This window comes from Exiguobacterium sp. s7, assembly GCF_018618195.1.
GTDB lineage: Bacteria > Bacillota > Bacilli > Exiguobacteriales > Exiguobacteriaceae > Exiguobacterium > Exiguobacterium mexicanum_A.
This window is the reverse complement of sequence record NZ_JACSLO010000003.1, coordinates 31816-57659: the sequence shown is the minus strand read 5'-3', so window position 1 is coordinate 57659 and position 25844 is coordinate 31816. Positions and strand designations below refer to the sequence as shown.

Annotated in this window: 25 protein-coding genes; 13 read left to right on the top strand and 12 right to left on the bottom strand. The window is 51.9% G+C overall.

Features of this window, described 5'->3' with window-relative positions:
* Positions 1–81: 81 nt before the first annotated feature.
* Complete coding sequence (locus KNP79_RS05320; protein ID WP_214709644.1) at positions 82–921, top strand: M15 family metallopeptidase; 840 nt, start codon at positions 82–84, stop codon at positions 919–921.
* A 78-nt stretch (positions 922–999) separates the two neighbouring features.
* Positions 1000–1335, top strand: coding sequence for an antibiotic biosynthesis monooxygenase (locus KNP79_RS05315; protein ID WP_034780505.1), 336 nt, complete (start codon positions 1000–1002; stop codon positions 1333–1335).
* On the opposite strand, the gene KNP79_RS05310 is transcribed toward KNP79_RS05315, so the two are convergent.
* Positions 1318–2019: a CBS domain-containing protein gene (locus tag KNP79_RS05310; protein WP_214754374.1), complete on the bottom strand. Its 702-nt coding sequence runs from the start codon at positions 2017–2019 to the stop codon at positions 1318–1320. The genes KNP79_RS05315 and KNP79_RS05310 overlap by 18 nt on opposite strands.
* A gap of 112 nt (positions 2020–2131) precedes the next feature.
* Here KNP79_RS05310 and KNP79_RS05305 point away from each other — a divergent pair, with 112 nt between their 5' ends.
* On the top strand, positions 2132–2860 hold the full coding sequence (locus KNP79_RS05305; RefSeq protein WP_084592950.1) for an AzlC family ABC transporter permease: 729 nt from the start codon (positions 2132–2134) through the stop codon (positions 2858–2860).
* Complete coding sequence (locus tag KNP79_RS05300; protein WP_138860152.1) at positions 2857–3159, top strand: AzlD domain-containing protein; 303 nt, start codon at positions 2857–2859, stop codon at positions 3157–3159. The genes KNP79_RS05305 and KNP79_RS05300 overlap by 4 nt, the downstream gene beginning before the upstream one ends.
* Positions 3160–3197: 38 nt before the next feature.
* Here the strand turns inward: KNP79_RS05300 and KNP79_RS05295 are convergent, their stop codons facing one another.
* Together KNP79_RS05295 and KNP79_RS05290 are read right to left on the bottom strand one after the other, a co-directional pair.
* Positions 3198–4646, bottom strand: a complete 1449-nt coding sequence (locus KNP79_RS05295; protein WP_371743418.1) for an HD domain-containing phosphohydrolase — start codon at positions 4644–4646, stop codon at positions 3198–3200.
* 143 nt (positions 4647–4789) lie between these two features.
* Positions 4790–6577, bottom strand: coding sequence for a mechanosensitive ion channel (locus tag KNP79_RS05290; RefSeq protein WP_215190483.1), 1788 nt, complete (start codon positions 6575–6577; stop codon positions 4790–4792).
* 226 nt (positions 6578–6803) lie between these two features.
* On the opposite strand from KNP79_RS05290, the gene KNP79_RS05285 reads away from it, so the two are divergent.
* The 4 genes from KNP79_RS05285 (at position 6804) to KNP79_RS05270 (ending at position 9536) form a co-directional block, all read left to right on the top strand.
* Positions 6804–7217: a methylglyoxal synthase gene (locus tag KNP79_RS05285; protein ID WP_034780495.1), complete on the top strand. Its 414-nt coding sequence runs from the start codon at positions 6804–6806 to the stop codon at positions 7215–7217.
* On the top strand, positions 7198–8121 hold the full coding sequence (locus tag KNP79_RS05280; protein WP_251132886.1) for a hypothetical protein: 924 nt from the start codon (positions 7198–7200) through the stop codon (positions 8119–8121). The genes KNP79_RS05285 and KNP79_RS05280 overlap by 20 nt, the downstream gene beginning before the upstream one ends.
* Before the next feature lie 112 nt (positions 8122–8233).
* Positions 8234–8749: a YflT domain-containing protein gene (locus KNP79_RS05275; RefSeq protein ID WP_029596367.1), complete on the top strand. Its 516-nt coding sequence runs from the start codon at positions 8234–8236 to the stop codon at positions 8747–8749.
* A gap of 13 nt (positions 8750–8762) precedes the next feature.
* Positions 8763–9536, top strand: a complete 774-nt coding sequence (locus tag KNP79_RS05270) for a YflT domain-containing protein (RefSeq protein ID WP_214754382.1) — start codon at positions 8763–8765, stop codon at positions 9534–9536.
* Positions 9537–9582: 46 nt separating this feature from the next.
* Here the strand turns inward: KNP79_RS05270 and KNP79_RS05265 are convergent, their stop codons facing one another.
* The 3 genes from KNP79_RS05265 to KNP79_RS05255 are packed head-to-tail and all read right to left on the bottom strand — an operon-like array spanning position 9583 to position 12868.
* Complete coding sequence (locus KNP79_RS05265; protein ID WP_034780487.1) at positions 9583–10545, bottom strand: 2-hydroxyacid dehydrogenase; 963 nt, start codon at positions 10543–10545, stop codon at positions 9583–9585.
* Positions 10546–10594: 49 nt separating this feature from the next.
* Positions 10595–11737 carry a YcjF family protein gene (locus KNP79_RS05260; protein ID WP_034780484.1) on the bottom strand — a complete coding sequence of 381 codons (1143 nt, stop codon included), beginning with the start codon at positions 11735–11737 and terminating at the stop codon, positions 10595–10597.
* 12 nt (positions 11738–11749) lie between these two features.
* A complete protein-coding gene (locus tag KNP79_RS05255; RefSeq protein WP_214797374.1) occupies positions 11750–12868 on the bottom strand; it encodes a GTPase in 1119 nt (372 codons plus the stop codon).
* Positions 12869–12949: 81 nt separating this feature from the next.
* Between KNP79_RS05255 and KNP79_RS05250 the strand changes: the two genes are divergently transcribed.
* On the top strand, positions 12950–13336 hold the full coding sequence (locus KNP79_RS05250; RefSeq protein WP_214797373.1) for a VOC family protein: 387 nt from the start codon (positions 12950–12952) through the stop codon (positions 13334–13336).
* Positions 13337–13431: 95 nt separating this feature from the next.
* Complete coding sequence (locus KNP79_RS05245) at positions 13432–14232, top strand: formate/nitrite transporter family protein (RefSeq protein WP_214797372.1); 801 nt, start codon at positions 13432–13434, stop codon at positions 14230–14232.
* A gap of 53 nt (positions 14233–14285) precedes the next feature.
* Here the strand turns inward: KNP79_RS05245 and KNP79_RS05240 are convergent, their stop codons facing one another.
* A complete protein-coding gene (locus KNP79_RS05240) occupies positions 14286–15749 on the bottom strand; it encodes an alanine/glycine:cation symporter family protein (protein ID WP_034780477.1) in 1464 nt (487 codons plus the stop codon).
* Positions 15750–16168: 419 nt separating this feature from the next.
* Between KNP79_RS05240 and KNP79_RS05235 the strand changes: the two genes are divergently transcribed.
* The gene (locus tag KNP79_RS05235) at positions 16169–17143 is read left to right on the top strand and encodes a hypothetical protein (RefSeq protein WP_034780476.1); all 975 of its coding nucleotides are present in this window, start codon (positions 16169–16171) and stop codon (positions 17141–17143) included.
* 49 nt (positions 17144–17192) lie between these two features.
* Here the strand turns inward: KNP79_RS05235 and KNP79_RS05230 are convergent, their stop codons facing one another.
* The 5 genes from KNP79_RS05230 to KNP79_RS05210 form a co-directional block, all read right to left on the bottom strand.
* Entirely contained in the window at positions 17193–17360 is a 168-nt protein-coding gene (locus KNP79_RS05230) for a hypothetical protein (RefSeq protein ID WP_200881508.1), read from the bottom strand.
* A gap of 1 nt (position 17361) precedes the next feature.
* Positions 17362–17565: a YwbE family protein gene (locus KNP79_RS05225; protein WP_021067949.1), complete on the bottom strand. Its 204-nt coding sequence runs from the start codon at positions 17563–17565 to the stop codon at positions 17362–17364.
* Positions 17566–17629: 64 nt separating this feature from the next.
* The gene (locus KNP79_RS05220; protein ID WP_214797371.1) at positions 17630–17962 is read right to left on the bottom strand and encodes a hypothetical protein; all 333 of its coding nucleotides are present in this window, start codon (positions 17960–17962) and stop codon (positions 17630–17632) included.
* Positions 17963–18011: 49 nt separating this feature from the next.
* Positions 18012–19709: a glycoside hydrolase family 13 protein gene (locus KNP79_RS05215; protein ID WP_371743417.1), complete on the bottom strand. Its 1698-nt coding sequence runs from the start codon at positions 19707–19709 to the stop codon at positions 18012–18014.
* Positions 19710–19849: 140 nt separating this feature from the next.
* The gene (locus tag KNP79_RS05210; protein ID WP_034780472.1) at positions 19850–20605 is read right to left on the bottom strand and encodes an alpha/beta hydrolase; all 756 of its coding nucleotides are present in this window, start codon (positions 20603–20605) and stop codon (positions 19850–19852) included.
* Positions 20606–20992: 387 nt separating this feature from the next.
* On the opposite strand from KNP79_RS05210, the gene KNP79_RS05205 reads away from it, so the two are divergent.
* Positions 20993–24499: a chitobiase/beta-hexosaminidase C-terminal domain-containing protein gene (locus KNP79_RS05205; RefSeq protein WP_215191467.1), complete on the top strand. Its 3507-nt coding sequence runs from the start codon at positions 20993–20995 to the stop codon at positions 24497–24499.
* Between the two features lie 113 nt (positions 24500–24612).
* Positions 24613–25818: an NAD(P)/FAD-dependent oxidoreductase gene (locus tag KNP79_RS05200; RefSeq protein ID WP_034780469.1), complete on the top strand. Its 1206-nt coding sequence runs from the start codon at positions 24613–24615 to the stop codon at positions 25816–25818.
* Positions 25819–25844: the final 26 nt, after the last annotated feature.

Here is a 25844-nt window from a genome sequence, read left to right as displayed (position 1 = left end):
CACTATTCCCTAATTTCTCTTCTTTTCATCCCCTTAAAAACCGGGAAAAGAAGACTATCCAGCAAAAAGGGGGTCTTTCCTGTGAAGCTCATCCGTGTACTCCTCGTCCTGTTGCTCGTCTTCCCCACCACGTCCACCTTTGCCGCGACGCCTTCACCTCAGCCAGGCTATACCATCAAGACGACGAAATTGTATTGGCGGGCGATGCAATCGTCTCCGGTCGCCAAGACGCTTTTGACCAATACGCCTGTCCGCTACACGACCTACAACCGAAGCTGGTCGAACGTCTACATCAATGGCACACGCTACTACACTCCGTCTAGTAATTTGAAAGCCGGGATCCCAACACTTACGGCTACAGAACGGCTTCGACTCGTCAATAAACAACACGGACTATCGAGCACGTATCGCTCTCGTCAACTCGTCACGTTGACCATCCCGACCGTCTATACAAAAGGAAGCGAGCGCACCCTCATGGCCGCTGAAGCCGCTCACGCCCTCGCTCGTCTCTATTATGCCGGTCGAAAAGAAGGACATACGCTGTATGCGCTCAGCGCCTATCGCTCCTATGCCACGCAAAAATCGCTTTACACGTATTGGGTCAATACCCGCGGCACGGCATACGCCTCAAAATATGTCGCCCGTCCCGGCCATAGCGAACATCAGACCGGACTCGCCGTCGATATGACGAGTGCGCGGATGCGGATGGGGCTCTATGCCTCGTTCGACCAAACCCCTGAAGGAAAATGGATGCTCCAACAGGCACACCGTTACGGGTTCATCGTTCGCTATCCGAAAGGCAAAGAGAAAATCACCGGCTACAATTATGAACCGTGGCATCTTCGTTATGTCGGTGTAAAAGAAGCGACGATAATCAAACAACAAAACTGGACGTTCGAGGACTGGTGGGCGAAACGTTGACGCGAGCATCTCGAGCGATTCATTGAATGCGTTCAAGGTATAATGGACGCGTACGATATCGCAGAGGAGGACATGTGCATGTGGATTGTCATGAACAAACTAGACGTTGAAAAAGGGAAAGTCGCTGCGGTCACGGCCCGTTTCCAGACGACGAAAGGCATCGAGTCGATGGATGGGTTCGTTCGGATGCAAGTGTTGACCGATACGTCGGACGAGACGAAAGATCAAGTCGTCATCATGACGACGTGGCGCGATGCGGCGAGCTTCGAAAATTGGCGTGATAGCGGAGCGTATAAACATGCCCATAAAAAACGGGACGACGGCACTTCTGAAGTGAAGCCCATCGTCCTTGGAAACACGGTCACCCAATATGAGGTCGCCATCGAGCACGGCGCCTCAACCGATGACGTATAAAATATCTTGCGGCCGGATGATCCCGAGCAAAGGTTCATCTTCTTGTCCTGTCTCGGTAATCAATAAGGCATCGAGCCGGACCCCGTCTTTCATGTTGATGAAATGATGATGCGCCTCGATGACCGACGTCTCTTTCGCGATAAACCGATACCGTCGCAGGTGCGGGTCGTGATGGAGCACGTGCTTGACCTGCACGCCTTCGAGTGACACACGAGGCCCGTCGACCGTTTCGGCGAGCCAACTGGTCACTCCTTTTTTCGTCAATAATCCGCGCCACGACCCGTCATGATTATAGACCGGGAACTGCGAGTAGTTCTTATCCCGAATCTCACCGAGCACGTCGACCAACGAGTCGTCGGCGTCGAACGTCGTCACGATTTTACGGAACATCGGAATGACTTGACGCGGGTGAAGCAACTCCCGTTCGACTTCAAGAATCAACTTGACAATCGATTCATGCGGTTCGGCGATAATGAAATCCGGCTCACGCCGCTCGTGAACGATGGCGTTGCGCAACTGACTCATCTGATGTAAATCTTCTTTATAGCGTTCGATAATGGGATTATGTTTGGCGAGACGATTGACCATGTTGCTGAAACTGAAATGCTGGCCGTCCCCCATCTCGCGACTCAAATGATCCTCGATCCGGTGATACGATGCGATAAATTCTTCTGCACGACTCATATATTCACACTCCTTATCGCCTATATATACCCTATTTTTTTCGGGTTCGAGCAGGAAAGCGTGACCCAATCTCGAATCCACAACTAATCATCTCTGAAATGGAGGGGGTCTCATGGCAACTCCGGTCTCACAAATGACACCGATCCCGAATAAGGACGCCTTCCGTTCCGGCATGCGGGCCGGTATACCGGTCGCTGTCGGCTATATCCCGATTGCCATCGCTTTCGGGCTGCTTGCGAAATCATTCGATATGCCAAACGTCATCACGCTCGCCATGTCATTATTCATTTTTGCCGGCGCCAGTCAATTTATTGGCGTCCAACTGATCATGGCCGGTTCGATGTATTGGGAGATTATCTTGACGACGTTCATCCTGAACTTACGGCACTTCCTCATGTCGGCGTCGTTGTCCCAGCGTCTCGAGACGACCTCGAATCGATTTCTGGCCGCCATCGCGTTCGGCGTGACCGACGAGACGTTCAGTGTCGCCTCGACGCGTGACGAATCGACGCGCGGCCACTTTGTGCTCGGGCTAAATATGATTGCCTTCTTGGCTTGGAACGTCGGAACATGGATTGGCGTCTTTCTCGCCTTCGGCTTGCCCGCCTCGGTCCAAGCGAGTATGGGCATCGCCTTGTACGCCATGTTCATCGGCCTACTCGTCCCATCCCTTACCCGCAAACCGGTCATCGTCGTGGCTGCAATCGCCGTCTTGACTCAAGCCATTCTCTACTTCGGCGTCTCTCCATTCATCCCGCTGTCGTCCGGCTTGAGCATCATCTTGGCCACGATTGTCGCCGCTGGAGCCGGAGCCTTGCTGTATAAGGAGGACGAAACATGATCAGCCTCTTGTTGCTCGTCCTTGCCATGGCGCTCGTCACATATATCCCGCGACTCGTGCCGCTGCTTTGGCTCCGGGACTTGAAATTACCTCCGCTCTTGAAGCGGTTTTTACTCTTCACGCCTTATGCGGTGCTCGCCAGTCTCATTTTCCCGGGCATCCTGCAGGCAACGACCAGTCTTACGTCAGCTTTAGCGGGTGGGGTGGTCGCCGCAACGCTCGCATTCCTTCGGGTCAACTTGATGCTCGTCGTCATCGGCGGCATCGTCGGGGTGTATCTCATTGAAACGTTCCTTTAACAAACAGGTCCGCCCAATTGTGGGGCGGACCTGTTTGTTTAAGCAGAGATGGCCTGACGTCGTAACCTAATGAATACATCGACGAACGCCGGATCCCACTGTGTACCGCGACCGCTCTCTAAAATCGATAGAGCCTTCTCGACTGGCATCCCGTCCCGATATGGACGGTCAGAGGTCATAGCGTCATATGCGTCGGCGATTGCCATGATACGACCGAAGAGCGGAATCTCCTCTCCGACCAATCGATCCGGATATCCGGTCCCATCAATCCGTTCATGATGGGACCGGACACCTGCCAATATCGGTTGTAACGCAGCCGGTAGAGAAATTTGATTCAAAATATGAATTCCGATGGTCGGGTGTTCTTGAATTTGCGCGAACTCATGATCCGTCAGCTTCCCTTCCTTCAACAACACATCGTCACGGATACCAATCTTCCCGATATCATGGAGTAGCGCCGATTTGCGGAGCAGCTCGATTTGTCCGGTCGGCAACTGGAGCGCCTGTGCCAACTCGACAGAATAGGCGGCGACTCGCTCGGAATGCCCGGCCGTATACGAATCCCGGGCATCGAGTGTTGCAGCGAACAAGACGAACAGACTGTTCAACAGTTGCTCGTTTTCCGCATCTCGATACGTGACGTTCGTGACCATCTGATTAAAGCCCGTGACGAGTTGGGCGAACTCATCCGAGTAAGGGTTGTCAATCTGATTCAATCGTCCGGCATCTAACGCGGCGACCCCTTCGGTTAATGCACTGATCGGACGTTTGATGTTGTCATACAGCAAAAAGCTGCTAAACGTCGCGACCCCGATGATAACGACTAAAATCACAGCCGCCCACTGCCAGTATGCATCGACCTGATTGACAGTCGACAGTTGCACCCCTGACGCGAGGATGAACAATGCGACCGGGAACACACCGATGACGAGCATGCTGATCAATAGTTTCGTCCGGACGCTAATGGAGCGATACGTCGCTTGGAGCGGCCGCCCGTACAAGTTTCCGCTCATCTCCTGCAACTGAAGCAACAACGGTTCAACCGAGCGATAGGTCAAAAAGAATTCAATCAACGCATGCAAGATGGCGATTAAAATAGCACCGAACGCCGCCAAGCCAATCAACCGATACGGCAAGTCAATCCACCCTTGTTCGATGGCGAGTGCCGTCATACTCATCGCCGGCACGGATAAGCCGAACAAATGCGGACCGAGAATCCGTTTCACCGTCAACGTAGGAAAGTGACTCGTTTGATCGAACGCCTGTTGAAGCTCCTCATACGTTGGTGTCTCTGTTTGAAACACACGACGGATCGGCCGGATGTGACGCCGATAAAGAAGCAGTTCAAGCCCAATCATCATCATCCCGGACAGCCCCATGATAGCCAAGAGGATGAGCATCTCCGTCTTGGATAAATCGAGCGTCTGAAAGATGAACAGCCCCCCGACACCGAACACGGCGATGCCTGAACCCCATATGTAATTCATGATTAATGTGTGTTGAAATCGTTGAAACATCTTCGCCTCACTCCTGCCTTTTCGTCGACCTCTTTCTTATTATATCGACTAAAGTGACACTTTTTTACAGAAATACAAAAACGGGCCCCTTTTTAGGGACCCGTCCTTCACCGTTACGGACGACGTGGACCTTCGTTGTCATCAAGTGAACGATTGTCTTGATCTGGTGTGATGTTGTCATGGAACGGGTTCGGTTCTGGACCGTCCACGTTCGTCACGTCAGATTGTGAGGCTTGCGGACGATTCGTTTCACGTTTCAACTCTTGTTTCGTTTGATCCGCTTCACGCTTCGACTGCTCCATACCTTGTTTCGCCTGTCGCTTCGCAGCCTCGGCTTCTTGGTTCATTTGGGTTTTTTCTTGCTCGAGACCTTCTTTTGATACTTCTGTCTCATCGATTCGCTTCTCAGCTTTCTTCAAGTAGCGAGCTGCTGTCTCACGTCCGCCGAGACCGAAGGCAAGGCCGAAGGCGAGCGCAACTGCACCGAGGATGAGCAAGAATGCCGTATTGACGATCATTGGCGCAATGCCAAGTTGGCTGATGGCCATGAAGAAGGCGATTCCAAGAATCGCGTACTTCGCGACGTGGCGCAGGACGCTCGGTTGGCCAGCTCCATCTACGAGCACACTGCCGACGAGACGCTCTGCCATGTTCGCGAGCCAGAAACCGACCGCCAAGATGACGATGGCTGCGATGACCATTGGCAAGTATGCGAAGATGGCTGTCGCGAGCGAAGCCATAAAGTCGAGGTTTGCGACTTGAAGGGCTTCCGATACGAACAACAAGATGATGATGATTTGAACGATTGTTCCGATCACTTGTGCGATCGATGTCGATGACGACGAGCGACCACCGAGACCCATCTTACTAGCGAGTGAGTTGACGCCTAAGTTCTCAAGGAGAGACACGACGACGCCTTTCAACCATTTAGCAAGGAAGACACCTGCGAGAATCAAGACGATGGCCACGATGATATTTGGAATCATTGCCAAGACGTCGTTGAGCATCGAGATGGCTGGATCCGAGATTCCGCGAATATCGAGCGCTTCAAGCGCTGAAATCGTGACCGGGATCATAATCAAGATGAAGACGATCGTACCGACCACTTTCGCGAGACTTGACCCTTTTACGTAGTCTGACAAGTGTAGTTTTTCAGCGAAGCGGTTAAGACCTGCTGCTTCCAAGAACTTCGTCAAGATGTCACGGACGATTTTCGCAACGATATAACCAATCGCGAAGATGAGTGCAGCCGCGACAAGTTTTGGAATGAAGGCGAGGAAACTGTTCAACAAGTCTTCAAACGGTCCGCTGATGCCTTGCAACCCAAGCGCATCAAGCACCGCCGGAAGAGCTAACAATAAGACGAGGTAGAAGACGATATTGGCGACCGTGTCGACCCATTTCGTCTGATTGACGCTCGTCGACTCTTGGCCCGTCTTCTCCATCAACTTGTTCAAGTTGAGGCGATGACCCGCCATTTGAATACCTTTTTTCAAGAGCGTCGCGATAATCCATGCGACGAGCAAGATGAGACCTGCTTTGATGACCCCTGTGATCAACCCAGAGAAGCCAGCATAGATTTGACTGAACGGTTGTGTGATAGCTGGTACGTTCATGAATTCGAAGATGATTAAAAATGCGAGAAGCAATACGCCGAAGAAGACGACTTTCCCGATGATCCGCTCAGGCGTCCATCGTTTCTCCTCTTTACCCGGTTTTCCAGGTTCCCCTTCTGGTTTGACACCGACACGATCGTCGAGGCGTGCTTTGCGAAGCGCTTTGCGCGTCACGTTTTCTAGAACTTTCGCCAAAATGAATCCGACGACAAGAATGAGCAATGCGAGCAAAAGCTCAGGCAGCCATGACATGAACGTGTTGAAATTATAAGTAGTATCGTTCATCTAACATCTTCCTCCCATCTCTTTTTAAAAATGATTTCATTTATTTGACTCTTTGTATAAATACCAACATTTTCATCTACCTAAACCTTGCCATTTCCTATTTCCCGATAAAGACTTGATGGGAAAACAGCTTTTTCAGAAAGCATTCTTAAAGAAAGAAGGCGTGTCTTTCTAGGTCAAATGTGATACGAATTAAAAGAAGAAGTCTTTTTGAGGAGGAAGTAAGATGAACATCGCCCTAATTGCCCATGACAAGAAGAAAGATGATTTAATCGTACTTGTGAAAGCCTACGCTCATGTCTTGGAAAAACACCATCTGTTCGCCACTGGCACGACCGGTAAGCGCATTGCCGAGGCGACAGGATTGCCCGTCCATTGCTTTCAGTCGGGCCCGCTCGGCGGAGACCAAGAAATCGGTGCTGCCGTCGCCCGGGGTGAGATGGACATGATTATTTTCTTCCGTGACCCATTGACGGCTCAACCGCACGAACCTGATGTGAGTGCCTTGATGCGTCTCTGTGATGTCTATTCCATCCCTTTGGCCACTAATATGGGGGGAAGTGAGATTCTCATCCGCAGTATCGAGCAAGGCGATTTTGAATCGCTGACCTTGACCCATAATGACAAACCACCTGTATGAACAACTTATCAAGAAGAAGAGAGGAATTTTTCTGAAACCACACGTATCGAACGACCCGGTCGTTCAACAGTTTTACGATCAAGTCCGTACGCATTTAAACGACTTATTAGATGACAAGCAGCAAGCCGATCGCTTGCTCGACAGTTTAGCCGGCTATATTCAACAGGCGGAAAAGAACGGGCAGCCTCTCGAAGGACTCACGAAACAAAACCCGCACGACTATGCTCGATTTTTAATTGAACAACCGGCGACAAACGAAGAATACCAACGTCGCTACCATATGATGATTGAGGCGACAGATGAATTGAAACCTCATGAGAAAGCGCAGGCGAATCGGGAATTCGATTGGGCGATTGAGCGGCTCAACGAAGTTCAAGTCAAGCTCCAGGATGTCGAGATGCGTGATGTCTCCTTTTTAGCCTATACGAAAATTGAGGCAATCAAGTCATCTCGTCGCGTCTGGAATCAATTCGGTTGGCTACTCGGTATGATTTTGGCATTCGCCTACGCCAACTTATTGCTTGTAATGGATGATGTGTTCAGTCTGCGCTTGTTCACGGCACCCGCTACGCCTTACCCGCTCGATTATTTCGGCTTCGTCCTCCCTGTTCTATTGACTGGTGCCATCTTTGGCCTATTGACGCGTTTCCGTCACCACTTCCAAACGCTAGGACGACGGATTGTCTTCGCATTGCTCATCATAGCCTTGTACGTCGGTTTCGTGTTATTGACCCAGCCCATCTTGTTCGCACTCGGATGGTCGTTCTTGATTCAATTGACACCTGTGTATGCGCTCATCCTGCTTGCGATCAGCGGATTCATGGCCATGTGGACATTGATCGAGTTCGTCTGGAAGAACACGCGGTGCCACCTCGGCAATGAGACGTTAATGATTTATTATTGATCACGCCATTCTCTCTAGGAGATGGCGTTTTTTGTTTGAACCTTTGCTAGAACGGAAATTACTAATAGCGTGACGTCAATTAAAAATGAAACGAAATCGAAGGAGGCACAACATGTCGGATCGCAAAATTATTGGGTTGTTCCATAACGAGCAAGAAGTAATGGATAAGGTGAACGAACTCAAACAAGCTGGGGAAGCAGAGAAAAACATGCATGTCGTGGCCAAGCGGGACGGGGAAATTTCCGCCTTGCGCTACCATACCGATGTGAACGCCGAATCGGGGATTCGTGATGTCAACTGGCTGGACCGTGTGAAAGCGTTCCTTCACGGCAGTGACCGCATTCGTGATGAATTGCGGAACATGGGACTCAGTGATGCGGAGGCTGAAGAGTATTATACGTCGATCGATGCCGGCAAATTATTGCTTTACATCGATAAACACTCATACGAACGCTATCCGAATATGTATAAGAAAGATAGTGAACTCGACCATGATAAAGGGGAAGAAGCAGATGGCATCGCCTTCGACGCGAAGCCGTTCAATGATCACGACGAAGAACCTCGCGGTACGAAAGAGGACCCGATCGTCCGCGGACATTCCGGTCTAGAAGACCACCGTCGATTATAAGGAGGAAACGAAGATGAGTGAGAAACGGTTTATCAGCATGTATGACACACAGGACGCGGCACTCGGAAAAGTCGAGGAGTTGCGTGCGAAGGGCTATAAAGACTCAGACATCTATGTCGTCGCCAAACATGAAGATAACGTCTCGATTTTGCGTCGTCAAACGGACGTCCATACCGAAGCAGCACACCACGCCGGCTGGTTTGATAAGGTACGGGCTTTCTTGAGCGGACATGAGGATGTCCATGCCGGACTTCGCAATATGGGCTTGAGCGAGGACGAGGTGAAGCGCCACTACAGCGATGTCGAGGCTGGAAAGATTTTAATCTATGTGGATGAAGACTTCGAGCGTCGTCATAATGAAGGGCTGACGATCGATTCGTCACCTTATACCGACTCGAGACACGATACGAGTCACCAAGGCCACCATACGGCCGATGGGCTTGAAATCGATTCGACGCCGTATAATGATCCGAAACCTGACACGACCCGTTCGACCCGTTCAGATCATCACACGTCCGATGGTGTCGAGATTGATTCGGAGCCATATAATGACCCGAAACATCGTGACGCGAACCGGGACGATCGCCATACGTCTGATGGTGTAGAAATCGATTCGAAACCGTTCAACGAATCGACGGCCGACAATCCGAACCGGGCCGTCGACCCCGAGCAGGACAAATTGGATAAAAAATCCGAGTTGACTGACCGTGAGAATAAGTTGCGTGGACTCGATGACCGGGCCCTCCGAAACGATTACGAAGATCCAGACAATATCCGCCGTTTCTAACCAAGATGCAACAAGGACCTGACCGCAACCCGGTCAGGTCCTTGTTTTACGTTAATCGGTTTTTCGGCTCTTCTCCTTCGAGCACGTTCACGATGGCTTCCCGATTGAGCGCCATCATGGCAAGCCTTGTCTTGATGGAGGCGCTGCCGATATGCGGCAACGTCGTCACGTTCGGGAGCGTCAAGAGTGGATGGTCCATCGCCACCGGTTCTTTAGCGAACACATCAAGTCCCGCCGCCCAAATCCGCCGTTCCTTCAGTGCTTCATAGAGCGCCGTCTCATCGATAATCTCGCCACGAGCGACGTTGATGAAGACCGCTGTCTCTTTCATTTTCGCGAACTGGTCTGCGCCTAACATCCCACGTGTCTCTTCGGTGAGCGGCGCGAGGACGACGACGAAGTCGGACTGTTCGAGCAACTCGTCGAGTTCCGCATAGACGAAGCCATACATCGATTCCGATTCATGGCGACGCGTCCGATTATGGTACAACACATCCATGTCGAAGCCGCGGGCCCGACGTGCGACCGCTTCCCCGATTCGACCCATGCCGATGATCCCGAGTTTGGCCCGGTACAAGTCCATCCCGACGTAACCCATCGGCGTCCACGATTTCCATTCGCCGTCTCGTAAATCGCGTTCTGCTTCCCCGAGCCGACGTGCCGTCATCATCATCAATCCGAATGCGAGATCGGCCGTCGTCTCTGTCAACACGTCCGGCGTGTTCGTCACGACGATGCCGCGTTCCTTGGCCGCTCCAATATCGATATTGTTATAGCCAACCGCCAAGTTCGAGATGACTTCGAGTTGCGAGGCCTGTTCAATCACTTCCCGGTCGATTGTATCACTGAGCATCGTCCAGAGCGCATGCGCTGACGCCGCTTCTTTCAACAAGACGTCGCGCGGGACGCTCTTCGCTTCTTCTTCCCACATGCGGACCTCGTACTTGTCTCGCAGTGGCGCCACTGCTTCTTCCGGTAACCGTCTCGTAATGTAAATGCGTTTCTTCATTCCGTCTCCCCCTATGTCTTGTCTCGACCAGTTTATCAAACGTGTCGAATCAAGGTTTCTTTTTCGTTACTGGATTTTGCTCCATGAACTGCTCGAATAGCGAGCCGAAGTCGCTGTTGAGCAGTTGCTCGATTGTTTTCGATGAGTCCATCGCGTTCCGGTACGCAACTTCGTTGATGGCGAGCCCGATCGCCCAGGTGATGCCTGACGCGACAGTCGCATTGATGACACTCGCGGCGGCGTTTGCCCCTGGGAAGAACTTCATGACGTTCAATAAAATCGTCTTCGAGAGCGCCCGACCGATTTGAGGGATGATCGTGCTCCCAATCAGCGTCTTCAACATATCGTCATTCGCTTTCACACCCCAATAACGGAACAAGTGAACACTCATCGTCACTTGAATCGGCGTGAGCGCGATCGCATCGGCGAATGGGAGCGGGACTGCCGCCGCCGTCCCGGCACTGGCGACATAACCCGAGATGATCCGGTTCGCTTTCTTCCGTTTCAGCTTGAGCATCGCCTCGCTCTCTGCGTGAATCTCCATGAGCAGTCCTTCTTGGAGCGATTGGTCGAGTTGTTCGACAGACCAGGTGACGAGACGCTCCCAATCGAGATGGTTCCGAAGTTCTTGGTCATTCAACAGCTCTTCAGCGACACTGACTTGGAACACGGCCTGTTCCGGGACAACGTCCACTAACTCGTTTCGGAGCGCCGTCAGTTCATCTAGGTCGACTTGATCGATTTGCGTCAACAAGACCGCGACCGACGTCGCTTCGTTCAATTGTTTGATGAGCGCCCGATCAAGCGGCGTGACCCGTTTCATCGAGGCGTTGATGGCATACCAGACAAGATGAATTTGTTCGGCCGCCCCTTTCGTCTGGGCCCGTTCAACGAAACCGATGACTTCATCAGCATATGCTTGTTGCCGGGCACTCCCAATCTCATACCCTTCACTGTCATAAAGCACGATGGCGATGTCGTCACTCATGAACTGATGGATCCCGCGCGTCACCGGCTCGCCGGCGGCGACTTTCGTCAAGTCACGACCGAAGACGTGGTTGACGACGGAACTTTTGCCCGACCCGGTCGCTCCCGCGATCAAGATGTTCGGTTTTTTTACTTTTCCGCGCAACCGGTCGAGTTCTTCTTTTAAATCGTACGTATCCAAATTGAATGGGACTTTTTTCTCCATGTCAGTTCCTCCTCATTGATTGAGCGTTCGGCCAAGCCGTCGCATCTCTTCCTCGAAACCACGGCGCACATCCAGCTCAATCGTCTGTTTGACCAACTCGTATTGCTGATCGACAGCTTTTTTGATACCTCGCTCCGCCGTCCTCCGTTTGAACGCCCAATAGATGAAGTGGACGCCCGGGATCATCCCGAGCACCATCTTCCGAACGGTGCGATTGAATGAATAGTCAAACCCGAGCTCGACCCGGCGTGTTTTGAACACAAGGTCAGACGGGGCACCGACGAGCGGATAACGCTCCATCAGTTGAATGTAGTGACGAACACCTTGGGCCATCGCGGCCTCTGTGGTCTCGGCGGCCGCTTCGAGTGTTTGTTCCAAGTCTTTTTCGATTTGGCGGGCTTTCCAACTGATCATCACTTGTGGTGTGATCATGCGGATCGTTTCAGCCGAACGATAGCTTCGGGCGCGCCACGCCTCTAACTCGGTCAATAAATGACGCGTCAAGTTGTGTGGCAGTTTTCGTTCGACGTCTTTCCAGAGGTTGGTCCGATTACGTTGCCATACCGCCTCATATCCGATATGCGGCACGACTTGTCCACCGAGCAACTTCTTTTCGACACTGTTGACGCGAATCATCGCATCCCGTGAAATTCCGAGCTCGCGCATGAGGACTGCTTCCATCGCCTCCGCCTTCTCGACGTTCATCGCACTGTCCGGGTTATAGTTCGTCAAGATGATCGTGACGTTGCTTCGCTTCGCATAGAGCGGTTTTAAAATGGCTTCTAACTCGTACGCCTCGACGCGTCCCGAGTTGATGGACAGTAAGTAATAAATCGTATGGAACCAATCGGCGATATCGAGTGCATCTTCCCGTTGATTGACGATGGACAATACCGCCTCATGCCATTCGTCGGATCGGTCCGCCTCAAGTCCCCATGTATCGAAGAAACGGAACAAGATGCCTCGCTCAAGGTCATAGTATTCATATTCATGCAGCCCTTCCGCCGTCACTGGGCTGCCGGCACGTGACTCGGCCACATCACGCCCGTAAATATAATTTAAAAAAGCGCTCTTGCCGACCCCGGTCTTCCCCGCAATCAATATGTTCGAGACAAGCCCCGTGTTGTCCATATGGTTCCCCCTGCATTCGTTATATAATAACCATTATACTAAACGGACAAATTTGAAACGTCCGACGGAAGGATGAGACCGATGTTACATCATGTCGAACTGTACGTTTCTGATTTGAACAAGAGCCTCATGGCGTGGGACTGGCTCCTCACTGAGCTCGGCTATACCGTCTACCAACAATGGGAAGAAGGAAGGAGTTATCGTTTCGGCGATACGTATCTCGTCTTCGTCCAAACCGAGGCCGATTATCTCGAGCCGCCGTACCATCGCAAGAAGACCGGGTTGAACCATCTCGCCTTCCACGCCGAGTCGATTGAGCAACTCGTACGTTTCCGTGAAGAACTGACACAGCACGGATTCACCGAGCTCTACGCCGATCGGTTCCCGCACGCCGGAGGACCGTCCTACACCGCGCTTTACTTTGAAGATCCGGACCGGATGAAAGTCGAACTCGTGGCAACGATGTGAACAGTTGAAACGGCTTTCAAAAAAGTTTGTGAAAACAATTGCAAACTTTTTGTAGACCTCCTAGACTTAAGTTGTCTAAAGGAGGCCGTGTTCAAATGGAAAAACAAGCTGTCGAGTATATGGAAGAAGCCGCCTATAAAAAAGCGACGTTGTTGCGTCACGCGTTCGGTCACTACGCACTCCGCTCCATCGTCGCCGGTTTTCTGATTGGAATTGGGGTCGTCTTTGCCTTCTCCGTCGGAAACATGTTCATCGATGTGCCAGGAACGATGCTGTTCGCGGGGATGAGTTTCTCGGTTGCCCTCGTCTTCATTGTTTGGACGGGCGGAGAGCTGTTCACGAGCAATACGATGTATTTGTATACGGGCGCGAAACGCGGACGTGTCGACTGGCGCGATTTAACGGCCGTATGGGGCATCAGCTGGCTCGGTAACTTGGTCGGTGCGCTCATCCTCGTCGGGCTCGTCATCGGTGCCCATAGCATGGGCGACGTCAGTGCCGACCACCTGTTATCGGTCGTCGCCGCGAAAAAAATGGGCGGAGACGTACTCGCGATTTTCTTGAAAGGGATTTTGTGCAACATCCTCGTCTGTATCGCTATCTTTATGCCGTTGAAGACGAAAAATGACGTTGCGAAGATTACGCTCACGATGCTCCCGGTCGTCGTCTTTTTCGCCGCCGGTTTCGAGCACTCGATTGCCAATATGGGCATCTTCGGGCTCGCGCTCTATTACGCCCCATCTGAGGCGATCAACCTCGGGCTGGCGTTGAACAATCTCGTGTTTGCCACGCTTGGCAACATCGTCGGAGGCGCTTTGTTCGTCGCCGGGACGTACGTCCATTTGAACGCGAAACCTGCCGAGAAAAATATTGAATCGATCCGTCAAAACGCATAAAAAGACAGGGGCCCCGATGCGCAGGGCCCCTGTTATTGCTTGATTGAATGAAATTAAGCTTTAGATGAGTCGGCAGCAGCCGCTTGGACCGCTCCTTGTGCGACTTCTTCTTCTTCGACATCCCAGCATTCCGTGTTCTCGATGCCGAGTTTGCGGGCCGAGAAGCGCGGGTTGAGACCTTGGGCACGCTGTTCTTCGTAGTCACGAAGGACTTTGAAGGCAACGCCGCCGAGAAGCGTGATGGCTACCAAGTTGATTAACGTCATCCCGGCCATGAACAAGTCGGCAAGGCTCCAAACGAACCCGAGGCTTGCGACCGATCCAAGGAAGACGAAGCCCATCGTGAGAAGGCGGAAGCCGAAGACGGCACCTTTACTCTTCTTGATGAACTCGATGTTCGTCTCACCGTAGTAGTAACTACCGACGATCGAGCTGAAAGCGAACAAGAAGACACTGACAGCGATGAAGGCCGGAGCCCATGAACCGATTTGTTCAGACAATGCGTTTTGAAGGAGTGCGATCCCTTCGCCATTCCCTGCCGCATAGCTGTCAGAGAGAAGGACGATGGCTGCTGTTGCTGTACAGACGATCAATGTGTCTAAGAAGACACCGAGTGTTTGCATGAAACCTTGTTTGGCTGGGTGTGACACTTCTGCCGTCGCTGCGGCGTTTGGTGCCGAACCCATACCTGCTTCGTTCGAGAAGAGACCACGACGAACACCCATCATGATGGCTGCACCGACCGATCCACCGAACGCTTGCTCGATACCGAATGCGCTCTTGAAGATCATACCGAGCACAGCTGGTATTTCTGCGATGTTCACAACGACCACGTAAAGCGCAATCACCAAGTAAAGAACAGCCATGATTGGTACGACGATTGCTGAGAAGTTGGCGACACGTTGGACGCCCCCAAAGATGACGAGTCCAGTCAAGACGACGAGTGCAATTCCACCAACAGCGGCTTCAAGACCGAAGGCGTTATCGAACGCTGCCGCGATTGTGTTCGATTGGACTGAGTTGAAAATGAGACCGAATGTGAAGGCAATCAAAACCGCAAACACAATACCGAGGACACGGTTGTTCAAACCTTTTTCGATGTAGTAAGCAGGACCGCCGCGGTATGCGACATCGTCTTTTACTTTATACACTTGCGCGAGTGTACTCTCGATCATCGCGGTCGCTCCACCGACGAGAGCGACAACCCACATCCAGAAGACCGCCCCTGGTCCACCGAGCGTGATTGCAACTGTGACACCGGCCAAGTTCCCTGTACCGATCCGTGTTGCCGCTCCAATGAAGAACGACTTCGCCGAGCTGATGCTCTTACTGTCTGTGACATCTGATTTTTCGGTGACGACCCGGAACATCTCTTTTAAGTAACGGAACTGCATAAACCTTGTTTTGACCGTAAAGTAAATCCCGGCCCCGATCAATCCGACGATGAGCACGTACGACCATAAAATGTTGTTTAAAAAGTCGACGCTTCCTTGCAGCAAGTTTTGTACAGCTTCCATGAATAAGTTCCTCCCTGTTGTGTGAATCTAAAGTTGAAATGTTTTATGATGTCTTAGTTCTGAATTATACAAAGATTCTGACAATTAGCAATAATTTTTTTATAGGTCAGTTCACACAAACTTCATATGTTATATAACAAAAAGTGAGTGATAGCTTTATTTAAAGCGCTTACAAAGTTAAACCTAAGAAATAATAAATCTTTATTTCCCTACTAATTTTTGATGTCTACATTCAACTTGTTTCAAACCATTCGCTTTATGAATAGGTTTTATTATGAAGGTTATGAAACTATTTTCGTTCCCTTTGAATTATTTCCCTGATTCTTGAGTGAACCAAAACTTACCGGGTAATAAATAACTATAGGTGCGCACCTTCTATAACACCACGTTCAGTCATCAGGAGGAAAGAAGGGAACGAGATGAAGAAGCATCAAAAATGGTGGTCACTCTTGTTCGTGCTCATGTTCGTACTGTCGCTCTTGCCAATGAAAGGAGTCGTTGCGGAAGAAAGTAGTCAACAATGGTGTGTGTCGACGACATCGGACACGACAATCTATGCGGGACAAAACATCCCGATTGGTACCGTTGATTTTGAGTTCGTGACCGATGGGCTGAAGATTGTCATCGATTTGAATGACGGAGTCGTCTTGCAAGATGTACCGGAGAATATCAAGATTGATTTCCGTCTATTGAGCGGCTCATTGGAACGAGGAAACCCAGGAGGATACGACTTTAAAGCGTACTCAAACGTCGATCCGACCCACTTGCTAATTCCGTATGCGGACCTCGCGGGCTATTTAGGCGTGTTAGAGTCGACACTCAAATCGGACGGATTCCAATTTAACGTCTTCCTTCACTTGGATACGGTCGTGAACGGCTCTAGCGAGACGGCTTATCCTGGTGATCCGGGATCAGGTACCCCTTGGGTCCGCTACGTCACGTTGACGGTGGAAGAATGTACGCCACCACCGCCACCAATGGACGACTATGACGTGTATACGATCGGCTTCTGGAAAAACACATTCAACTTCGACAAAGTGACGTTCTCCTATGGAACGCTCATTACGATCGACGGCCAAACCTATAGCGTGATTGACGACCGTGAAGCACTAGCCCTGCTCATGGATCCTGCGAAAAAAGGAATGACCGAAGAGAAACGATTGATTATGCAACTGACGGCGGCAAAAATTAACGTCTTGTTAAACGGTGCTGATGTGCTCGACCTCGAACTCGTCTACGCCATAGACAATAGTGAAGTCGGGTTGACCGTCGGTGAGTTGCTTGCCGGTGCGGACGCGGCGCTCGCAAGCAAGAACATCGAACAGATGAAGTATTATCAACAACTGCTCGACCACTTCAACAATGGCTATTTCATCGGTACGTCACATGACTGAACAAACGTGGACAAACAAAAAAGGCAGTCGCTCACTGAGCGGCTGCTTTTTAGATGCCCGTCCGTTTCTTCTGGTTGTTCGGCTTCTTCGTCAACTGGTTCGTCAACGGTTTCTGCTTCGTCCCACGAAGTCCTGTCGGCACTTTCGTATCGTTTTGTTTCTTCTCGGCGAGCTTTTGCTTCATCGCCTCTTGAAAACTTAATTTCTTTTCACTCATGTCATTCACCTCCAGCTTCGATCACTTTCACCCGACCGACCTGTCCATCGCTTAAGCGTACTTTAATGCCGTGCGGGTGACGCGGCGAGTTCGTCAAAATGTCTTTGACGACGCCTGACGTCAACTTCCCACTCCGCTGATCTTGTTTTAGGACAATCTGGACGTGGAGCCCTGGGCGAATGTCCGCGCGTTTCGTGCCATCCATACCCGACACCCCTTTCCGTATAGTCAACCTCTATCATATGCTCTTTTCCCGCGTTTGTCACAATCTATTCCACGATGCCAATTTGACTGACCGTTCTCGTCAAGTAACTTTGATCGGTCCTCAATCGACGCTTCGTTTGCCCCCACGCCGTCTCGGCCTCGACCCGGCCGCGTTCAAATGAGATTGTCAAAATGTTTCGCCCGTCTGCATTTTGAAGCCTGGCTGCACCGTTCAACTCGTGATAGACGCGAGTCAAATCATTCGCGAACTGGACGTAATCACTTGTCCGAACCGTTTCTGGCTCCTGGTCGTGAACGAGCCGCAACGTGGTTCGTGACGCTTCCGCGATGACGAACCGGAATGTCGTCTCCTCGTTTCTAATCTCGAAGTGATGCATGATCCCACCTCCTAAAAAAGACACCTTCGACGTGAAGGTGCCTTCTCAATTATAAACGATACAACCTTGCTTCGAACGGCCGCATCATAAACGTTTCTGTCTCAATCGTCTCAGGGTCCATCTCATTCGTCAAGACGAGCGTCGCTTTATCGAGACCAGGAAGCGTCGCCTCGGCAGGGTTTGCCGTCAAGTTGACGACGACATAAAATGTCTGTTCTTCAAACTTCCGTTCATAGGCGAACACTTGCAGATGGTCCGGCAGCAAATCACGGTAACTGCCGTACGTGAACGTCTCTTCGGCCCGACGAAGACGAATCATCGCCTTGTAGAACGATAGAATCGAGTGGGCATCCTTCGATTGGGCGTCGACGTTAAGCGTCTCATATTCTTCGTGGATTGGCATCCACGGCTTCGTCGTCGAAAAGCCCGCGTTCGGTGACGCGTCCCATTGAATCGGGGTGCGGACGTTGTCGCGCGACGTGCCCCATACGTGCTGCATCGAATCGATTTCGCTCATCCCGTTGGCAATCCGTTCGAAATATTCATTTTTTGTCGCCACATCGTCATAGTCATGAATTGAAGGGAGCGGTACGTTTTTCATGCCGATTTCCTGACCTTGATAGATGAACGGCGTCCCGTGCATGAAGAAGTACATCATGCCAAGGGCGGTCGCGCTTTCGCGCCAGTAATGGTTCTCATCCCCGACGAGCGAGACGGCGCGCACCATGTCGTGGTTCTCGATATAGAGAGCGTTCCATCCCGTCTCGAGCAGGCCTTGTTGCCACTTGTCAAAGATTCGTTTCAATTCGACGACATCGAGCGGTGCCAGGCGTGACTTGCGCATGATGTCGACGTGGTCAAAGTGGAATGCCATGTTCATCGCCCCGTTGTCCGGCCCCATCCATAAGTCGGCCGCTTGCGGTTCAATCCCGTTCGTTTCGCCGACCGTCATGATGTCGTAATTGGCGAATGTCGCTTGTTTCATCTCTTGAAGATAATCGTGGATGCCGTCGATATTCGAATACATCGAGAACGCCGTGACGAACGATTTGCCGTCTGGAGATGGCAACATCGTCTCGGTCGGCATCTTCTTGATGTGGCTGATCGCGTCGACACGGAATCCATCGATGCCTTTGTCGAGCCACCAATTGATCATGTCATAGACGGCGCCGCGCACTTCTTCATTTTCCCAGTTAAAGTCTGGCTGTTTTTTCGAGAAGACGTGCAAATAGTATTGTTCGGTCGTTTCATCATATTCCCAAGCCGAACCACCAAAGATACTCGCCCAGTTGTTCGGGGGTCCCCCATCCGTCCCGTCGCGCCAGATGTACCAGTCGCGTTTCGGGTCGTCCTTCGAGCGCTTCGACTCGACGAACCACGGGTGCTCATCGGACGTGTGGTTGACGACGAGGTCCAAGAGCAACTTCATGCCGCGTGCATGGACGGCCTTGAGCAAGGCGTCAAAGTCTTCCATCGTCCCAAACTCTTCCATGATGTCTTCATAATCTGAGATATCATAGCCGTTGTCATCGTTCGGGGACTTGTACATCGGACATAGCCAAATCACATCGATACCAAGGTCTTCTAAATAATCGAGCTTCTCGATGATGCCACGGAGATCACCAATCCCATCCCCATTTGAATCCTTGAAACTGCGTGGGTAAATTTGATACGCAATCGCTTCTTTCCACCACGTGCGGGTGACCGTTTTCTGTTTCTCTTGTTGTCTACTGACCATCGACTCCATACGCCGCCTGCCTCCTATATGTCATGATTTCTAGTTATATACTTGAACAGCAATACCTGTTTTAGGCTCAATCTAATCCTACAATAGCACTTGTGCAAGCGTTTGCAAATAATCAGACATAAAAAAATGCAGTCCGAGGACTACATTTTAGAGACGGTCGCAACTTGTTCACAAAACGAACCGATGACGTCGGCCAACCGCTCGCGATCATAATCCATCGTGGCCACATGGTACGAGCGTTCGAGCACTTCCCGTTGTTTCGGTGCTTGTACTTGTTCGTAGAGCCATACCGAATCTTCTGGAGGGACGACGTTGTCGATGGCGGAATGGATGACGCACGTTGGGACGGCCACCTCAGCCACCATCGGGCGCACCTCCTCGATGAGCGCGAGCAGTTCACGGATGGCTGACGTCGGGACTTTGTCATAGACGATCTCATACACGCCCGGTGCACAGATGTCCGGTTCGTCTTCATCGATGAAGCGACAGACGTCATCTGTGGCGTGACAGGCATAGCCCGGGACCGACAACGCCGCATTGATGGTGACGATCGCATCGGCATGACCGGACAAGGCCGCCTTCATCGCCAACGTTCCGCCCATCGACTGCCCGACGACGATGACGTGTCGACATCGCTCGCGTAAGAGACGGATCCCGGCCTCCATCGACTCGTACCAACAGCGACGCGTCGAGTGCCGAAATTCTTCCGGGTCCGTCCCATGTCCTTTGAGCCGAGGCGCATAGACGGTGAATCCTTTCTCCATCAAAGCGATCCCGACATCACGCACACTTTGAGGCGTTCCGTTAAAGCCGTGACACAATAAGATTCCTATTTCATTTCCTTCATAAAAAAACGCGCCCGCTCCCGGGATGACCGGATAAGTAATTGTCGTCATTCGTTTCCTCCCTATTTAATCCACAGTTAACCGATACACTTAATTGTATTAATGAATTGTAAGAGTTGGACGACGTCACGTCAACCCGATTGACCTCTGCCTTGTTTTCTTCTGGTCTGTAATCAAACTGTAATATGAACTTCGCAATAAGTGGATTGAGTTCTGACGTCTGCTTGGTTATGTTTAACATGTAGTTGAAAAGTTGGTAAATGATAGTGGAATCCGTCAATCGATGGAGGGAATACGAACGCATCTTCCTTACATCAAGTCGAGTAATGTAAGCGCTATCATTTTGTTTTGGCCTAAAGGGGGCATCCGCTCAAGCAAGTGACCACACGAACTGGGACATCGTATCGGCCATCTACATAATCAAAGGGAGACTAACACATGGGGAAACCACAAGCACGTTCATTCAAACAAATGACCGGCCTCGCTTTATCGGCTGGACTCATCGTCAGCAGCATGACGCCGATTGCGGCAAACGTACACGCAGAGACGTTGAACGCTACAGATTTATTCATTTCGGAATATGTTGAAGGCTCTAGCAACAATAAAGCGATCGAACTGTTCAATGGAACGAATGCGGCCATCGACCTCTCGGCCTATAAACTTGAACTGTATTCAAACGGCGGGACGGCTCCAGGCACGACCCTCAACTTGACAGGTACGCTCGAGCCAGGTGGCACGTATGTCATCGTCAACGCCAACGCGAGCGATGCCTTGAAAGCGAAGTCGAACACGACAAGCGGTGTGACGAACTTTAACGGCGATGACACGCTCGTCTTGAAAAAAGGCGACACGGTGCTCGACGTCTTCGGTCAAGTCGGATTCGATCCGGGTACGAAATGGGGAACTAGCGTCGCCACGGCTGACCAGTCGTTAGTTCGAAAAGATACGGTCACGACAGGGGATGCGAACGGCGCCGATGCGTTCGACCCGGCCACTGAATGGAACACACAACCAATCGATACGTTCACGAACCTCGGAGCCCACACGTTCCAAGGCGTCGACTACGGCGATGGCGGTACAGTAGAACCACCGGCGGCGGTCACTCCGATCTCGATCAGTGACGCCCGTACGAAAGCCGAAGGTGAAACGGTCACGATTAAAGGCGTCGTCACGGCGAAACTGGCCAACACGATTTCGATTCAAGATGCGACAGGCGGCCTCTCGGTCCGTCCGACGTCACTCGCCGTCAACGTCGGGGATGAAGTCGTCGTCACGGGTGCGATCGGTTCGTATCGTGAACTGCTTCAATTGAACAGCGCCGTCGTCGTTTCAAAACAAGCGGCGAGCGTCCCGGCTGCGCAAGTTCTCACTGGCGAACAGATCAATGAGGACGTCGAGTCTGAACTCGTCACCGTCAATAACGTCACGCTCTCGGGCAGTGGTCAAAACTTGACGGCCACGGACGGAACGAAAGAATTCGTCGTGCGCGATGAGCGCGGCATTCTCGATTTACAGACGGACGTCAACTACTCGTCAATCACAGGAATCGTGCAACAGTTCGATAACACGTATCAAATCATCCCGCGTGACGCATCTGACACGGTCATCGACGCGTCGGTACTCCGTCCGGCAACTGCGAAGCCAGGTGCGGGCACGTTCGTCGGTCCACAAAACGTGACACTCTCGACGACGACAGCGGGCGCTGACATCTATTACACGCTCGACGGGTCGGACCCGAAAGTGAACGGTACGCTTTATACATCACCAGTCCGCATTGAAGAAACGAAGACGCTCAAAGTGGCCGTCAAATCAGGTGATTCGTTCAGCGCCGTGACGACGTTCGACTATAAAATCACGGACAAGATCCGCATCCACGACATTCAAGGCGCGAGCCACACGTCGCCGATGAACGGACAGACGGTCGAAGGTGTCGAAGGAATCGTCACGTACTCGTTCGTCTCGAACGGAACGACGTATTACTACATTCAAACACCTGACATGGAAGCGGACCAAGACGCACGCACGTCAGAAGGAATCATCTTGTATGGTGGCCGTTCGATCGCCGGCATCCAAGTCGGAGACCTCGTCAGCGTGAAAGGTCTCGTCAGCGAGTACGCCATCGAAGGATATAGCGACCGTCAACAGACAGACATGAAGATGACGCAAATCGATACACGTAACGGTGGTGTTGACGTCATCAAGAGCGGTGTCGCCCTCCCGACGCCAGTGAAAATCGACGAGTCGAACTTGCCGACCGAGTTCATCGACAGCGACGCCCTCGCCGTCTTCAACCCGGACAAAGACGCCATCGACTTCTGGGAGAGCCTTGAAGGGATGCGCGTCGAGACGGGCAACCTTAAATCTGTCTCCCCACAACAATACGGCGACCTCGTGACCGTGCTCGAAGGAACACCGACGGAGACGTTCAACGGTGGTGTGCTTCTTAAAAAAGATGACGCCAACCCGGAACGGATCCAATTCCGTCTCGAACCAAACGCGGAAGCGCGTGAATTCGATGTCGCGACCGGTGACCGATTCAACGGCCCGATCGTCGGAATCGTCGGATACTCGTTCGGAAACTACAAGATTCAAGCCTCACTCGACGAAATGAAAGCCGCCTTCGTCAAAGGCGATGCCAAGCGCGAGACGACGTTCATCGAAGCCGAAGAGGACAAATTGACGATCGCCTCTTACAACCTCGAGAACTTCTCGAACAACGTGAAGGAAACATCGGATGAGAAGGCACTTAAACTCGCGAAAGCGTTCGTCGAGGAATTGAACAGCCCGGACATCATCGGCGTGACCGAGGTTCAAGACAACAACGGTGAGGGCACAGGCGATTCTGCGGCCGACCAAAGCTATCAACGCTTGATTGACAATATCGTCTCGATCGGCGGCAAATCGTACAAGTACGTCAACATCGACCCAGAAAACAACAAAGATGGCGGTGCACCGAACGCCAACATCCGTGTCGGCTTCTTGTATGACCCAGAACGTGTCTCGCTCACAGAAGGCATCCCTGCCGGTGACGCGACGACAGCTGTCGGTTATGAGAACGGCAAGTTGACGCACAACCCGGGCCGCATCGACCCGCTCAACCCGGCGTTCAACAGCTCACGTAAACCGCTCGCGGCGCAATTCGACTTCCAAGGCGAGAACGTCGTCGTCATCGCCAACCACTGGAACTCGAAAGGTGGCGACACTGGCTTCTTCGGCTCGAAACAGCCGGTCGTTCTTGGCAGCGAAGTCCAACGGAAACAAATCGCACAAATCGTCCATGATTTCGTGGCCGATGTGAAGACGGACAACCCGGACGCAAACGTCGTCGCCCTCGGTGACTTTAACGACTTCGAGTTCTCAGACGCGATGCAAATCTTCAAAGGCGACTTGATGACGAACATGGTCGAAAAAGTACCTGCCGTCGACCGCTACTCGTACGTCTACCAAGGGAACTCGCAAGTGCTCGACCACATCCTCGTGTCGAACCACTTAGCGGCGACGACCGAGATCGATATGATCCACGTCAACGCGGACTTCACGGAAATGTCTGGTCGCGCAAGTGACCACGATCCGGTGCTCGCTCAAATCGACCTCACTCCGGAGCCGGAAGTGGAATTGACACGTTACACGATCGAAAATAACCGTGCTGCTCGCCTCGTCCTTCAAGACGACTTCATCGGCGTGACGATCGGCAAGGGCACGAACTTCAAGAACGGTATCTTCGTACGTGGCGCTTACACGGAATTGACAGGTGACCCGCTTAAAAACATCGTCGTTCAAGTGAAACCGAAAGAAGTCGGTGCCATCATCGACTTCGACGGCGCAACTGTCAAAGAAGTCGTGGTAGATGGAACGAACTTGGCTGAAATCCGTGGCGCAGAGAATGTGAAACGAATCAGCTACACGAAAGGCGCATCCGCTAACACGGTCGTCATCAAGAAGTAACGAACACACATCCGATTTAAAAAACCGCAGACACGTCGTCTGCGGTTTTTGGCGTTTTCAATCGTGAAATTCGGGGATTAAGAAGGAGATGCTGATTATCGGAGGATGACGTCATGGAGATGCACAACGGGAACTTATATTGGCCGATCACGGAATCGGAACAGATCGTCTTACAGAAACCAATCAAAAAAGAACGCTACGACGTACTCGTCATCGGCGCCGGCATGTCCGGAACGCTGACGGCCTATACGCTTCACAAGGATGGTGTCGATTTCGCCGTTATCGACCAAGGGAAAGTCGGTGCCGGGAGCACGGCCGCGAATACCGGGCTCATTCAATACTCGAACGACATCATGTTGCATGAACTCGCCGAGCAAATCGGCGAAGAGGATGCCGTCCGCTTCTATAAATTGTGTGCCGAGGCGGTCGATGCGCTCGACGAGGTCGCCGAGACGGTCGATGCCAAAGACGTCTACATCCGGCGCGACAGCCTTTGCTTTGCCAGCAGTGAGGCAGATGTCTCCAAATTGAAACGGGAGTATGAGATGCTGACGAAACATGGGCTTCAAGCCGAATGGCTCGACCGGGAGGCGTTACGCGCACGCTATCCGTTCGACAAACCGGCCGCCTTGATCACGAACGGGGACGCCGAGGTCAATCCGCTCACACTCAGCCGCCAAGTCGTCCGTTACTTGTCGACACAGGACGTCCCCATCTTTGAAGAGACGGACGTTACGGAAGTCGTCGCCGACGGAGACGACTGGCTCGTGCTGACTCCAGCAGGAACGTTCAAGGCGGGCCACGTCATCTTCGCGACCGGCTATCGCCCGGCCCCGCTCCTCGACACACACCGGATCGAACTCAACCGTTCTTATGCGATTGCGACGAATCCCGTCCCTGATTTTAAAGAATGGGATGGCCAGGCGCTCATTTGGGAAACGAAACGGCCGTACCTTTATTTACGGACGACCGTCGACGGCCGCATTATCGCCGGCGGGCTCGATGAAGAGAAACCAGAGACGCCGCATAGCGAGGCGCTCATTCAAAAACGGGCCGAGCGGTTGCGCCAAGAAGTCGAGGCTTTGTTCCCGATGTATGATTTGACAGTTGAATACGCCTGGGTAGCCTTGTTCGGTGAGTCAATCGACCAACTGCCCTTTATCGGGGAACACCCGGACCGCCCCAATCTCTTTTATTTACTCGGATACGGGGGCAATGGAACGGTGTACAGCATGTTAGGTTCTAAAATTTTGAGTGAGCTCGTTCGTGGGATCGACAGTCCCGATTCTCGAATCGTACGGCTCGACCGCACACGTTAATCCCCTGACATCAGGGGATTTTTTTA